This is a genomic window from Streptomyces sp. NPDC049813 (assembly GCF_044465085.1).
Lineage (GTDB): Bacteria > Actinomycetota > Actinomycetes > Streptomycetales > Streptomycetaceae > Streptomyces.
Genome location: NZ_JBITLI010000017.1, coordinates 18,609 through 32,420, shown reverse-complemented (window position 1 = coordinate 32,420; position 13,812 = coordinate 18,609). Strand labels below are relative to the sequence as shown.

The window sequence follows — 13,812 nt, the reverse complement described above, 5'->3', positions numbered from 1 at the left end:
CACAAGGTCACCGCACGGTCAGCCGGACCAGCCGGGTGCCGGACCGCGCCGTCCCGCTCACCCGGAACGCGACATAGCGCGCGGTGCCGGTGAGCGTGAGGCGGCGCGTGTGGCCGCGGCCCGTGACGCGGCCCGCGCTCTCGTAGGTGAGACCGTCGCGGCTCAGTTCGACCTCCGCCGCGGGGGCGGTGCCGTGGTTCCACTCGGCCTCCACCGTCCGCAGCGCGTGCTCCGCGCCCAGGTCGACGACGAGCCTGCCTGCGGGACCGGGGGTCCACGCCGTGTGCGGGTCGCCGTCGGTCACCGCGGCCGGGTCGGACATGCCCGTGGGCAGCGGCGCGGTCGGGAAGACGGCACGGCCCAGGGCCAGATCGTCGTGCGGGAAGGCCGCGGCGCCGCGCAGGGTGACCGCCGTCCGCCGCCCGGAGCGGACCGCGGCGGTGGTGGCGTGCCCCTGGCCCTCCACGCGCAGCCGGCAGGACGGGCCCGTGAGGCGAAGGGTCGCGCCGTCGACGACCTCGACCCGCAGCCCGGCGGGCAGCGCGCCCCCGGACAGCGGCCTCAGGGTGAACCGGGGCGCCAGCAGCCGCGCCGCCGCGGGGTCGAGCGCCGCCTCGTAGGCGATCCCGTCCCGCGTCACGGTCTGGACGCCCTCGAAGACGGCCCGGGCTGTACCGGCCTGCGCCACCTGGACCCGGGTGGACACGGCCCGCTCCGAAAGGTTGAACAGGCTCAGGTGACGGTCGGTCAGCGCGGCACGCACCGCGTCGTCGTCCGCCGTCGGCGCCGCCGCGCGCGCGAGGGCGCGCAGCGCGGTGGCCGAGGCGCCGGGGTACCCCTCGACGAGGAGCGGCGCGGCGGGCCCGTCGCCCAGCACGACCGTGTCGGCGTAGACCGCGAGCGGGTGCTCGCCGCGGACGACGAGACCGGCCCGGCCGTCGACGTCGAGCCAGCCGCCGCGGCTGCTCAGCGCCGGTACCGGCCAGGAGACGAGGTCCTGCCACCGCTCGCCGTCGGCCGAGCCCTGCACGCGGTAGGCGCGCCCGGCGGCGGCCTCCCAGCGCAGGGTGACGGCCGCGACGTCCTGGGCGGAGCCGAGGTCCACGGCCCACCAGCTGTCGGCGCGCGCCCGGTCGGCCTTGGCGACGGCCCAGCGGCTCGCCGGGTCCCCGTCCACCGCGAGGGCGGGGCCCTTGCCGGTGTCGGCCGAGGACGCCGTCGCCGTCCGGCCGCGGGCGAGGTCGGGCCCGTCCGCCCCGGCACGGACCTCGACGGCGTACAGCGAGTAGCCGTACGCCGGGTCGGGCCGGACGCCCAGCACGCGGACGTGGCGCACGGAGGCGCGGTCGAAGGTCAGCTCGTCCACCCGCCCGGTGGACGCGGCGGGCGCGGTGTCCGTGGCCCGGACGGTGACGGCGCCCTCCTCGAAGCGGTAGGAACGGGCGCCGTCGAGCCCCGCCACCCCCGGCATCGTCAGGTTGTGCACGTCGAGGTGGCCCTCCCCGGCGGCGGTGCCGGACGTCGCGTAGACGACCGCGCCCGAGGGCAGCGTCGTGTACCCGGCGAACCCGGTGGCCAGGCGCAGCACGGTCGCGCTGCCGTCGAAGCCGTCGCGCAGGGACTCGTAGAGCCGCACCGTCCGGGTGGTGACCGCGGTGGCGGTCGCGGGCAGGAACATCGGGTTTCCGCCGCTGAGCCGGAACAGCCAGTCGTCGTGGGCGGGCTGCCAGGCGAACTTCACGAAGCCCGGCTTGGTGACGACACCCGCCCACGCGTCCGGCGTCTGGTGGGAGACGAGGCCGGGGCCGGTGCCGAAGTCGGTGACGCCCGCCGCCTGCGCGAACAGCTCCGCGCGCGACAGCGGCCGCACGTGCCGGCCCGCGGCGGCCGCCCACACGTGCAGCAGATAGCTGATCGCGATCTCCGCGCGCGCCTCCGGCTCGTACTTGGGCTCGCCGGAGAACTTCGCCAGCCGGTACTCGGGCGGATAGGTCTGGTACGCCTCCAGGCGCGCCGCCAGCTCCTCCTCCGCGCGGGCCGCCGCCCGGTCGCCGGTCACCTGGGCGAGGAAGGCCAGCGGGATCACGTCCCGCCCGTACAGGTGCTCGCGGTCGTTCACCATGGGCATCAGCGGTTCGCCGGCGTCGCTCATGACGCCCAGCAGGGTGCGCCACAGCGGCCCGGCGTTCGGCTGCGAGGTCAGCACCTCGGGCAGCGGCCGGCCCGCCGCGAGGAAGTGGGCCGCGTTCCGGCCCGAGGTGCGCCACAGCTCTTCTTGGTAGTGCGGCCCGAAGGAGCCGTGGTTCTCGACGATGAAGGTGTCGTAGAGGTTGCGGGCCGTGTTGTCGTGGACCGGCACGCCGTCCACGCGCGCGGGGTTGGCGAGGTCGGCGGGGGGCAGGCCCGCCTCGTTGCGCGACCAGGTGCCGTAGGCGGTCGCCCACGCGGAGCGGCGCGCGTCGTCCGGGGCCCAGGCCAGGGCCGGCGCGAGCGTCTGCGCGTACAGGCCCATCTCCTCCAGCTTGGTGTCCCCGACGTGCCCGCCCTGGAGCCCGTTCGGCGTCCAGTCGCCTGAGTCGGGGTCGTCGCCGGTGCCCAGGCCCGTGGTGTAGGCGGCCTGCTCCCGGGTGATGGTGTCGACGGCGGTCCGGGTCGCGGCGTCGAGGTCGTCCCAGAGCAGGCGGGCGGCGAGGATGAAGTACGACTGGAATGTGGTGTCGAAGAAGAGCTTGCGGCCCCACTGGGTGCCGCCCGTCAGCCGGTTCGAGGCGGCGAAGTGGCGCAGCGTGGCGAGCGTGCGGCGCTTCAGCGTGTCGCGGTCGAGCCCGGCCAGGCCGCTGTCGTAGCTGCCATGGGTCAGCAGTACGGCGTTGCCGAGGACGACGGCGAACCCGAAGTCCTTGTCCGTGTAGTGGCCCTGGGCCTCGTCCCACTGGGTCTCGGACCAGCGTGTGTGCCGCAGCAGGACGCGGTGGTACGTCGCCGCGATCGCGTCCGGGGGCGTGTCGGCACGGCCGGCGGCCCGTGCCGGGGAGGCGCCGAGGACCGCGGGGAGCGCGGTCAGGGCGCCGGTGGCGCCGAGGAGTTGCAGGAACCGTCGGCGGTCCACCGGGAGGGATATCTGCGGCACGAGCGGCGCCTCTCTCTGTCGACAACGTTGTCAAAAAGGATGCCGCTCATTCTTGGACCCTGCCTGGACCTGCGTCAACGGGTGGGACGGGCGGGATCGTCCGCCGCTCCGCCGTCCGGGAAGGTGAGGGGCCGCGCAGACACGGCCGCGCCGGGCCGCATGGTCAGCGGCCCGGCGCGCGGCGTGCGGGTGCGTGCGGATCAGCGGGAGGTGCGGCCGGTCACCAGCCGGTAGAGCAGCAGCACGATCACCGAACCGACGATCGCCGCGATCCATGTGGACAGGTGGAAGAACCCGTTGATGGAGTGGACCCCGAAGATCACCTTGCCCAGCCAGCCGCCGAGGAGGCCGCCCACGATGCCGATCAGCATCGTGACGAGGCAGCCGCCCGGGTCCTTTCCGGGAGTCAGGGCCTTGGCGATCGCTCCCGCGATGAGCCCGATCAGAATCCAGGCGATGATGCCCACGAGGTCGTCCTTTCCGTACGTCGAGTGAAGCTCTGTCCTTCTGTCCCGTTCCGTGCGCCGTACACAGGACCAAAGTCCCTCGTCGCGTCCGGGACCGCGAGCGGAGAAGTTGCCGCTCTTTTCCGCCCGGCTTAATTTTGCGCCCAGACGACTTTCAGGAGCTGAAGGCCAGGAGCGGCACCGGCACAGGGAGTGAAAAGCCTGATGGCGAAAGGCTTTCCGCACGGCACGCTCAAGCGGACGCAGAGACGGCAGCAGCAGGAGAAGGGCACCGCGGCGACCGACCGGATGGTGCGCACCCTTCTGCGCCGCCGCAAGAAGGCGCTGAGCGCCGAGGACGTGACGGTCTCCGACCGGCCGATGGTCCGGCGCGCCGTGACGGCCGCCGCGCTCGGCAACACCATGGAGTGGTTCGACTTCGGCGTCTACGCCTATTTGGCGGGCACCATCGGAAAAGTCTTCTTCCCCTCCAGCTCACCCGGCGCGCAGGTCGTCTCCACTTTCGCGACCTTCGCCGCGGCCTTTCTCGTCCGGCCCCTCGGCGGGCTCGTCTTCGGCCCCCTCGGGGACCGCATCGGCCGCCAGCGCGTGCTCGCCGCCACCATGATCATGATGGCGGCGAGCACCTTCGCCGTCGGCTTCCTGCCGACGTACGCCTCCATCGGCTTCGCGGCGCCCCTGCTGCTCCTGCTGTGCCGGCTGGTCCAGGGCTTCTCCACGGGCGGCGAGTACGCGGGCGCCACCACCTACATCGCCGAGTACGCCCCCGACCAGCGCCGCGGCTTCCTCGGCAGCTGGCTCGACTTCGGCACCTTCGTCGGCTACTCGCTCGGCTCCGGCCTGGTCACCGTGCTGACGCTGACCCTGGGCTCCGACGGGCTGGAGGACTGGGGATGGCGCATCCCCTTCTTCATCGCGGGACCGCTCGGGCTCATCGGCCTGTACATGCGGCTGAAGCTGGAGGAGACCCCGGCCTTCCAGAAGGAAGCGGCCGCCGAGGCCGCGGAGCGCGGGGCCGGGGAACCGGGGGAGCAAGCCGCCGAGACGGACCCGGTCGAGGCCGCCCGGCAGTCCGGCAAGGGCCGGCTCAAGGAGATCTTCACCCGGCATTGGCAGGCCGTGCTGATCTGCATGGGACTCGTCCTGCTCTACAACGTCACGAACTACATGGTGACGTCCTATCTGCCGACCTTCATGACCGTGACGCTGGGGGAGAGCGACACCACCGCCCAGCTCCTGGTCCTCGGCACCATGCTGCTGGTGGTGCTCACGATCACCGTCGTGGGCCGCAGCTCGGACCGGTGGGGCAGGCGGCCGATGTTCATGGGCGGCAGCATCGCGATGATCGCCCTGGCCGTGCCCGCGTTCCTGCTGATCAGGGAGGGCGGCATCCTGTGGCCCGCCTTCGGCTGCGTGATCCTCGGCCTGCTCCTGGTCGTCTTCGCCGGGACCTCGGCGGCCACCCTCCCGGCCCTCTTCCCCACCCGGCTGCGCTACGGCGCCCTGTCCATCGCCTTCAACATCTCGGTCTCCGTCTTCGGCGGCACCACCCCGCTGTTCGCCTCCTTCCTCGTCGAGCAGACGGGCGACACCCTGGTGCCGGCGTACTACCTGATGGTGGCCGGGGCGGTCGGGCTCGTGTCGACGTTCTTCCTGCACGAGACGGCGGGCCGGCCCCTGCGCGGCTCCGGGCCGATGGTCGAGACGCACGGCGAGGCCCGCGCCCTCGTGGCGCGCAGCCGCACCGAGGCAGGACGCCACGCGCGTGACGTCTGGCTGCGTCTGTGGCACCCGCTCGGTGGCAGGGGCCGGGGGCAGTCCGGGAAGTCGGACCGCCGGGACTGAGCCGGGCCCGCGCGGCGCCGCACCGGGACCGGGTCGTCTCATCCCGCGCTTCGAGGGCACACGAAGGGGGACCCTCGAGAAACTAGGAGCGACGACCATGGACGAATCCTCCCTGCGCGCCGTGGGGTGGGCCCGTTCCCTGCCGCTGAGCAGTGGTGTGAAGGCGGCCCGGGACTGGACCCGTGACCACCTGGCCGCGCTGGGGTGGGTGGACAGCGCGCCCGACACGGTGGACGCGGTGCTGTTGGCCGTCTCGGAGCTGGTCACCAATGCCCACGTGCACGCCAAGAGCACCGCCCTGCTGGTCCTGACCTGGGACGGGGACTGCCTGCACGTCACCGTGCACGACTCCTCGCCGCAGCCCCCCGAGCCCCGCGAACCCGACGAGGACGCGCTCGGCGGGCGCGGGATGCTCCTGATCGACGCGCTGGCGGAGACCTGGGAGGCCCACCCGTGCCCGCGCGGCAAAGACGTCACGGCCTGCTTCCGGCCCGACTACGTGGCCTGAGCCCCGCCTGGCCCGGCCCCGCTGCCCCTCACCCCTCGCCGGTCAGTACCCGGTCGGGCGTGAGGGGCAGCTCGCGGTATCGGACCCCGGTGGCGTGGTGCACGGCGTTGCCGATCGCGGCGGCGGTGCCCACGATGCCGATCTCGCCGATCCCCTTGCTGCCCATGGGGTTCAGATGGGGATCGTCCTCCTCGATCCAGTACGCCTCCACGGCGGGCACGTCCGCGTGCGCGGGCACGTGGTACGCGGCCAGGTCGCTCTCCGTGAAGTCACCGAAGGCCGCGTCCATCGTGCTGCCCTCGGTCAACGCCATCCCGAGGCCCATCGTCATCGCGCCGATGAACTGGGAGCGGGCGGTGCGGGGGTTGAGGATGCGCCCGGCCGCGTACACGCCGAGCAGCCTGCGCACCCGTACCTCCCCGGACACCGTGTCCACGCCGACCTCGGCGAAGTGGGCCCCGAAGGAGTGCCGGGCGTAGTCGCTGTCGGCGTCGGCGGTTCCCGCGGTGTCGACGGTGACGCCGAGCCCCTCGGGCGGCAGCGGCTGCCCCGCGCGCTCCGCGAGGCTCTCGGCGAGCCGGGTGCTCGCGGCGTGCACGGCCCAGCCCCAGGACGCCGTCCCGGAGGAGCCGCCCGCGAGCGGCGCCGACGGCAGGTCGCTGTCGCCGATCTCGATCCGCACCCGGTCCAACGCCACCCCGAGCGCGTCGGCGGCGACCTGGGCGAGGACCGTGCGGGCACCGGTGCCGATGTCGGTGGCGTTGACCCGGATCTCGAAGCCGCCGTCCGGGTGGGCGCGGGCGCTCGCCCGGCTCGGGGAGACGAGCACCGGGTACGTCGCCGCCGCCACCCCGGTGCCGGTCAGCACGGTGCCCTCGCGGCGCGCACGGGGGCGCGGGTCGCGTTCCTGCCAGCCGAAGCGCCGGGCACCCTCGCGCAGGCACTCGGCGAGGTGGCGGCTGCTGAAGGGCCGGCCGCTGTCCGGCTCGGTGTCCGTGTCGTTGCGCAGGCGCAGCTCGACGGGGTCGAGGCCGAGCGTGACGGCCAGTTCGTCCATCGCGGACTCCAGCGCGTACATGCCCGGGGCCTCGCCCGGGGCCCGCATCCACGAGGGGGTCGGCACGTCCAGCGGCACCACGCGGTGGGTGGTCCGGGCGTGCGGCGACGGGTAGACGATCCGGGTGGCGGCGGCGCCCGTCTCCATGAACTCCTTGACGCGCGAGGTGTGCGCGGTCACCTCGTGCACGACGGACAGCAGCGTGCCGTCGGGCTCGGCGCCGAGCCGCACCCGGTGCAGGGTGGGCGCGCGGTGGCCGACCACGGCGGGCAACTGGCGCCGCGGCAGTGCGAGTTTGACGGGCCGTCCGGTCACCAGGGCGGCCATCGCGGCGAGCACCACGTGCGGGCGGGGCGTCCCCTTCGAGCCGAAGCCGCCCCCGACGTGTTCGGAGACGACCGTGACCCGGTCCGCGGGCAGGTCGAACAGGCCGGCGAGGGTGTCGCGCACCGTGGTGCTGCCCTGGCTGGAGTCGTGCACCGTCAGCCGCCCGTCCTGCCAGGCGGCGGTCGCGGCGTGCGGCTCCATCGGGTGGTTGTGCAGCGGCGGCACCCGGTACGCGGCGTCGACCTGGACGGGCGCGGCGGCGAACGCGTTGTCCGCCTCGCCGCGCAGGTGTTCGCCGGAGGTGCCGTCCGTGTCCTGCGGGACGTAGCCGCCGGGGTGGTCGGCCGTCAGCTCCACCTCGAACGGCTCCTCGGCGTACGAGATCCGCACGGCGGCGGCCGCCTCGCGCGCCGTCTCCAGGGTGTCGGCGACGACGAGCGCCACGTACCAGCCGCGGTGGGGGACCCGCGCGTCCTGGAGCACGGCGAGCGTCGCGTCCTCCGGTTCGCCCAGGCGCGGCGCGTTGTGGTGGCTGAGGACGCCGACGACGCCGGGCAGCGCCAGCGCCGGTGTGTCGTCGACCGCCGTCACCGTGCCGCGGGCCACGGTCGCGGGGACCGGCCACGCGTAGGCGCAGCCCCCGGGGTGGTGTTCCGCGGCGTAGCGGGCGGCCCCCGTCACCTTGGCGGGGCCCTCCCTGCGTCCGGCGGGTGAGCCGAGGGCGCTGGCGGTGTCCGGCATGGGATTCTCCCTGGGAAGCGGGGCGGCGGGTCAGCGGGCGGCGGGGGCGCCGGACAGGCGGCGCAGCACGTCGTGGGCGAGGTTGCGGGCGAGCGGCACCTTGTAGGCGTTGTCGCGCAGCGGCGCGGCGGCGGCCAGTTCCGTGTCGAGGGCCTGCCGGAAGGCGTCGTCCGTCGCGGGTCCGCCGGTGAGCGCCGCCTCGGCGAGGTGCGCGCGCCAGGGCCGGTGCGCGAGCCCGCCGAACGCGATCCGCACGTCCCGCACGACCGCGTCCCGCACGTCGAGGACCACGGCCACGGAGGCCAGCGCGAACGCGTACGACGCCCGGTCCCGGGCCTTGCGGTACGCGGAGGGCACTCCGGCGGTCGCGGACGGCAGCAGGACCCCGGTGACCAGCTCACCGTGCTCGATCTCGGTGTCCCGCTCCGGCCGGTCGCCGGGGAGCCGGTGGAACGCCGCGGCGGACACGGAGCGGGCGCCCGCGGGCCCGCTCAGCTCCACCTGGGCGTCGAGCGCGGCGAGCGCCACGGCGAGGTCGGAGGGGTGCGTGGCGATGCACTGCGGCGAGTGGCCCAGCACGGCGTGGTCGCGGTGGACGCCGTCGCGGGCGCCGCAGCCGGAGCCGGGCGCCCGCTTGTTGCACGGCTTGGCGGTGTCCTGGAAGTAGGGGCAGCGGGTTCGCTGGAGGAGGTTGCCGCCGGTCGTCGCCATGTTCCGCAGCTGGCCCGAGGCGCCCGCGAGCAGCGCCTGGGACAGCACGGGGTAGCGGTCACGGACCAGGGGGTGGGCGGCGAGGACGCTGTTGCGGACGGTCGCGCCGGCCCGCAGGGAGCCGTCGGGGAGCTCCTCGACGGCGTCGAGCGGCAGGTCGGCGACGGAGATCAGGGCCTCCGGCTGTTCCACGCCGAGCTTCATCAGGTCGACCAGGTTGGTGCCGCCGCCCAGATAGCGGGCGCCGGGCCGGCCGGCGTGGGCGGCGGTCGCCTCCTCGACGGTGCGGGCGCGCAGATAGCTGAAGGGTTTCACCGGATCACGTCCTCGACGGCCTCGACGATGTGCGGATAGGCGCCGCAGCGGCACAGGTTGCCGCTGAGCCGTTCACGGATCTCGTCCCGGGTGAGGACGACGGGCGCGCCGGTGGCGGCGCCGGGCTCGGTGACGTGGGAGGCGTCCCCGGCCCCGGCCTCCGCGAGGGCGCCGACGGCGGAGCAGAGCTGGCCCGGCGTGCAGTAGCCGCACTGGAAGGCGTCCCGCTCCAGGAAGGCCTCCTGGAGGGGGTGCGGCGCGTCCTGGGTCGCACCGTGCAGGCCCTCGACCGTGGTGATCTCGGCGCCGTCGTGGGCGACGGCGAGCAGGAGGCAGCTGTTGGCGCGCCTGCCGTCGACCAGGACCGTGCAGGCGCCGCACTGGCCGTGGTCGCAGCCTTTCTTGGCGCCGACGAGGCCGAGGTGTTCGCGCAGCACGTCCAGGACCGTGGTGCGGTGGTCCAGGGGCAGGCGGTGCGGGCTGCCGTTGACCGTCAGGGACACGTCCGAACGGAAGGCGTCGGTGGGCATCGTGCACGGCTCCTCGGGTGGGGCGTCCGCGGGGACGGACGGGGTGCGTAACCAGCCTGGGGCAGGCGGCGCCGCGCGGCACGCCGAGCTGCGGCGCGCGGTCAGCGCGGGTGGCCCGCCGTGATGTCGAGCGCGTCGCGCAGCGACAGGGCGGGCCCCTCGGCCGTGGGGGAGGTCCAGGTGTGCGCCGGCTCCACCAGGAACGCGACGTGGTCGCCGCCGTCGAACCGGCCGCGGACCGGGCCCGCGAACCAGGCGAGCGCGCCGGCGAGGACGGGCGCCCCGCCGGGCCCCTCGGTCCAGTCGAGCCCGGCGAACTTGTCCTCGCGGGCGCCGCAGTGCCCCCCGAACCGCTCGGCGAGAGCGTGCCCGTGCCGGTCGAGCAGGTGCACGGCGAGGGTCTGCGCCGTTCGGGCGAGACGGTAGGTGTGGTTCGCCTTGGACAGCCACACGGCGAACCGGGCGGGCGCCAGCGAGCACTGCGCGGCGAACCCCACCAGACAGCCCGCGCGCTCGCCCCCGGCGGCCGTGGTGACGACGTAGACGGGGGAGTCGACGAGGGCGGTGAAGGCGTCGAAACCGGCCGCGGGAGGGTCCGGGCTCGCGCCTTCGGCCGGGTCTCCGGGGGCCGGTGCGCTGTCACCGGCGGTCCCGCTGTCACCGGCGGCCCCGCCGTCACGGGCGACCCCGCCGTCGCGCGCGGTCCCGCCGTCACCGGCGACCCCGCCATCGCGCGCGGTGCCGGTATGGGCGCCCGGGTCGGTCTCGTGCCCGGTCTCGCTGTGGTCCACGGTGTCCTCCTGGCCCGGTCCTGCCGCACGGCGCGCTGCCCGTACGCGTGTTCCCTGTCCCGCCCTGGGCGTCGTACGCCTCCCGGTGGCGGCGGTCCGCGCCGCGCCGCGCGTCCGGCGGGGGGAGGAGTCCCGGCGGAGCCCGTCCCGGACCGGCGGGGCCCCGCGCGGACGGTCGGCATCGAATGCGTAAAGCTGCTTCAAACAGCCATTGACGCGTCAACTTCGAGCAAATAGCGTCGGGGCATTCCGCTCCCCCCAGGGAAGGCCCCGCGTGCGCAGACGTTCTCTCCTCACCGCGGCTGCCGCCACGACGCTCGCGTCCGGCTGCAGTTCCTCCGCGCCCCCCGCCCGCTCCGGCGGCGACGCCCGGCGCGGCCGGCTCACCTACGGCGTCTGGGACGTCTACCAACTGCCCGCCATGAAGCGCGCGGCGCGCGAGTTCGAGCGGACCCGGCCCGGGGTCACCGTCGACGTCCAGCTCACGCCGAACGGGACGTACTGGACCAAGCTGCGCACCGCCTGCACGGGCGGCAGCGCCCCGGACGTCTTCTGGATGAACGGCCCCAACTTCGGCCTCTACGCGGCCGCCGGACAGCTGCTGCCCCTGGAGACCACCGGGGCCGACGCGGCCCTGCGCCCCGGCGACTTCCCCGCCGACCTCGTCTCCCTCTACCGCTGGAACGGCGTCCAGTACGGCGTCCCCAAGGACTTCGACACCGTCGCCCTGTGGTTCAACAAGGAGCTCTTCGACCGGGCCAAGGTCGACTACCCCGACGCCACCTGGACCTGGCAGGACCTGATCGCCAACGCCCAGCGGCTCACCGACCGCAAGCGGGGCGTCTACGGCGTCGGCGCCCCCGTCCGCGCCCAGGAGAACTACTACAACTCCGTCCCGCAGGCCGGGGGGTACGTCATCTCCCCGGACAAGCGGCACTCCGGCTACGCCGACGAGCGCACCCGCGAGGGACTGCGGCTGTGGATCGACCTGATCCACCGCTACCGCGCCTCGCCGTCGCTGCAGCAGATGACCGACACGGACCCCACCCAGATGTTCCAGTCCGGGACGCTGGCCATGACCTACGAGGCCTCGTACAACGCGGCGACGTTCTACGCCGACCCCGAACTGCGGGCCAAGGTCGACGTCGCCCCGATGCCCCGCGGCCGCCGCCGCGCCACCGTCCTGCACGGCCTCGCCAACGTCGTCTACGCCCGCACGCCCCACCCCGAACTGGCCCGCGAGTTCGTCCGGTTCCTCGGCGGGGAGCGGGCCTCCCTGCTCCAGGGCAAGTACGGCACCGCCATCCCGGCCCGCAACGGCACCGCGCGGCCCTGGGCCGCGGGCATGCCCCGCTTCGACCTCCAGGTGCACCTGGACGCGCTCGACTACGCCGTGCCCTTCCCCAGCTCCGCCAACAGCGCGGCCTGGCAGCACAAGGAACAGATGTGGCTGGCCAAGGCGTGGAGCGGCGACGAGACCCTCACGGGCGCCACCGGCTCCCTGACCGACGCGATGAACCAGCTGCTCGCGCAGGAGAGGAAGGGCCGGTCCTGATGAGCCTCGACGTGCGGACGCGACGCGCCGCGGTCCCCGCCCAGCGCGGCGGGCCCGCCGGCCTCGACCAGCGGGAGCTGCGCCGGCGTGAACGCCGCTTCCGCCACCGCGACAAGTGGTGGGGCTACGCCCTGATCGCCCCGGCCGGGCTCGGCCTCGCCGTGTTCTACCTCTGGCCGGTCGTGCAGACCGTCTACTACAGCCTCACCGAGTGGGGCGCCTTCGGCGGAACCACCTGGATCGGCCTGGACAACTACCGCACGCTCGTCGGCGACCCCGAGTTCTGGACGTCCCTGGGCAACACGGGCATCTACACCGGTCTCGTCCTGCTCGGCATCCCGCTGTCGATGGCCCTCGCCGTCCTGCTCAACATCAAGGGGCTGCGCGGCACCGGGGTGTACCGCACGCTCTACTTCCTGCCCGTGGTCACCATGCCCGCCGCCGTCGCGGTGGTCTGGCGCTGGCTCTACAACGGCGACGCCGGCATCCTCAACCACGCCCTGTCGCTGATCGGCGTCGACGGCACCTACTGGGTCTCCGACCCGCACACCATCCGCTTCGCGGTCGCGGTCGTCGGCGTGTGGATGACCGTCGGCTACAACATGATCCTGCTGCTCGCCGGGGTCCAGAGCATCCCGGGCGACTACTACGAGGCGGCCGCGCTCGACGGCGCCGGCCGGGTCCGGCAGTTCTTCTCGGTCACCCTGCCGCTGCTGAGCCCCACCCTGTTCTTCACCACCGTGCTCTCGGTGATCCAGTCCCTCCAGGTCTTCGACCTGGTGTACCTGATCATCGGCGCCAACACGACCAACTCGCTCCAGAACCCGGCCTTCGGCGAGGGCCAGACCGTCGTGATGCTCTTCTTCCAGAAGGCGTTCTTCGACAACCAGCGCGGCTACGGCGCGGCCATCGTCTGTGTGCTGTTCGTCCTGATCATGGCGCTGACGGCCCTCCAGTTCCGGTTGCAGAAGAAGTGGGTGCACTATGCCTGAACCGACACGGCGCGCGGCGGCACGCCGCGAGGGCCGGATGTGGCCCGCCCACGTCCTGCTCACCCTGGGCGCGGTCGTCACCGTCTTCCCCCTCGTCTGGGAGCTGCTCACCTCCTTCAAGAGCTTCGGCGAGTCCGTACAGGTACCGCCGACGATCCTGCCCGCCCACTGGGACTTCTCGAACTACGCGAAGGTCTTCGACGGCGTCCCGTTCGGACAGCAGTTCCTCAACACCCTGGTCATGGCGGTGCTGCGGACCGCGGCCCAGCTGCTGCTCTGCTCGATGGCGGCCTACGCCTTCGCCCGCATCCGCTTCCCCGGACGCGGCGCGATCTTCCTCGGCTTCCTCGCCGTCCTGATGGTGCCCGGACAGCTCTTCCTGCTGCCCCAGTACCAGATCATGCAGAGCCTCGGCTGGCTCGACTCCATGCAGGCGCTGGTCGTCCCCGGCATGTTCTCCGCCTTCGGCACCTTCCTGCTGCGCCAGTTCTTCATGGGGCTGCCCGGGGAGCTGGAGGAGGCGGCGCGGCTCGACGGCGCCAACCCCTTCACCGTCTTCTGGCGCATCGCCCTGCCGCTGGCCCGCCCGGGGCTCCTCGCCCTCGGCATCCTCACGTTCCTGTGGTCCTGGAACGACCTGATGTGGCCGCTCATCGTCAACACCGACCCGGCGAAGATGCCGCTGTCGGCCGGGCTCGCCTCCCTCCAGGGCGCCCACCTGACCGAGTACCCGGTCCTGATGGCCGGGTCCCTCCTCGCGACGCTCCCGGTGATCGTGGTGTTCGTCGCCATGCAGCGCCAGTTCATCCAGGGCATCGCTTTCTCCGGCATGAAGGGCTGAGT

Annotated in this window: 11 protein-coding genes; 5 read left to right on the top strand and 6 right to left on the bottom strand. The window is 73.7% G+C overall.

The genetic code is table 11. The annotated features are described in order from the left end of the window. Window positions 1-7 precede the first annotated feature (7 nt). Together ACIBW6_RS28825 and ACIBW6_RS28820 are read right to left on the bottom strand one after the other, a co-directional pair. Window positions 8-3,130, bottom strand: coding sequence for a discoidin domain-containing protein (locus ACIBW6_RS28825; RefSeq protein WP_399064619.1), 3,123 nt, complete (start codon window positions 3,128-3,130; stop codon window positions 8-10). A gap of 200 nt (window positions 3,131-3,330) precedes the next feature. After that, the gene (locus ACIBW6_RS28820) at window positions 3,331-3,597 is read right to left on the bottom strand and encodes a GlsB/YeaQ/YmgE family stress response membrane protein (protein WP_399064617.1); all 267 of its coding nucleotides are present in this window, start codon (window positions 3,595-3,597) and stop codon (window positions 3,331-3,333) included. Window positions 3,598-3,885: 288 nt separating this feature from the next. Between ACIBW6_RS28820 and proP the strand changes: the two genes are divergently transcribed. Both proP and ACIBW6_RS28810 read left to right on the top strand, forming a co-directional pair. After that, window positions 3,886-5,442 carry a glycine betaine/L-proline transporter ProP gene (gene proP, locus ACIBW6_RS28815; protein ID WP_399064892.1) on the top strand — a complete coding sequence of 519 codons (1,557 nt, stop codon included), beginning with the start codon at window positions 3,886-3,888 and terminating at the stop codon, window positions 5,440-5,442. Window positions 5,443-5,539: 97 nt separating this feature from the next. Continuing rightward, entirely contained in the window at window positions 5,540-5,950 is a 411-nt protein-coding gene (locus ACIBW6_RS28810; protein ID WP_399064616.1) for an ATP-binding protein, read from the top strand. A 28-nt stretch (window positions 5,951-5,978) separates the two neighbouring features. Here the strand turns inward: ACIBW6_RS28810 and ACIBW6_RS28805 are convergent, their stop codons facing one another. From ACIBW6_RS28805 to ACIBW6_RS28790, 4 genes are all read right to left on the bottom strand, one after another. Then, on the bottom strand, window positions 5,979-8,075 hold the full coding sequence (locus ACIBW6_RS28805; RefSeq protein ID WP_399064614.1) for a xanthine dehydrogenase family protein molybdopterin-binding subunit: 2,097 nt from the start codon (window positions 8,073-8,075) through the stop codon (window positions 5,979-5,981). Window positions 8,076-8,105: 30 nt separating this feature from the next. After that, a complete protein-coding gene (locus ACIBW6_RS28800) occupies window positions 8,106-9,101 on the bottom strand; it encodes an FAD binding domain-containing protein (RefSeq protein WP_399064612.1) in 996 nt (331 codons plus the stop codon). Then, window positions 9,098-9,631 carry a 2Fe-2S iron-sulfur cluster-binding protein gene (locus ACIBW6_RS28795; protein ID WP_399064610.1) on the bottom strand — a complete coding sequence of 178 codons (534 nt, stop codon included), beginning with the start codon at window positions 9,629-9,631 and terminating at the stop codon, window positions 9,098-9,100. The genes ACIBW6_RS28800 and ACIBW6_RS28795 overlap by 4 nt, the downstream gene beginning before the upstream one ends. A 101-nt stretch (window positions 9,632-9,732) precedes the next feature. Beyond that, window positions 9,733-10,422 (bottom strand): flavin reductase family protein, encoded by a 690-nt coding sequence (locus ACIBW6_RS28790; RefSeq protein ID WP_399064608.1) that lies wholly within the window; start codon window positions 10,420-10,422, stop codon window positions 9,733-9,735. A gap of 274 nt (window positions 10,423-10,696) precedes the next feature. Here ACIBW6_RS28790 and ACIBW6_RS28785 point away from each other — a divergent pair, with 274 nt between their 5' ends. The 3 genes from ACIBW6_RS28785 to ACIBW6_RS28775 are packed head-to-tail and all read left to right on the top strand — an operon-like array spanning window position 10,697 to window position 13,810. Then, entirely contained in the window at window positions 10,697-11,977 is a 1,281-nt protein-coding gene (locus tag ACIBW6_RS28785) for an ABC transporter substrate-binding protein (RefSeq protein ID WP_399064606.1), read from the top strand. Next, a complete protein-coding gene (locus ACIBW6_RS28780) occupies window positions 11,977-12,969 on the top strand; it encodes a carbohydrate ABC transporter permease (protein ID WP_399064604.1) in 993 nt (330 codons plus the stop codon). Before ACIBW6_RS28785 ends, ACIBW6_RS28780 begins: the two co-directional genes overlap by 1 nt. Beyond that, complete coding sequence (locus ACIBW6_RS28775; protein WP_399064602.1) at window positions 12,962-13,810, top strand: carbohydrate ABC transporter permease; 849 nt, start codon at window positions 12,962-12,964, stop codon at window positions 13,808-13,810. Before ACIBW6_RS28780 ends, ACIBW6_RS28775 begins: the two co-directional genes overlap by 8 nt. The last annotated feature ends 2 nt before the right edge of the window (window positions 13,811-13,812 follow it).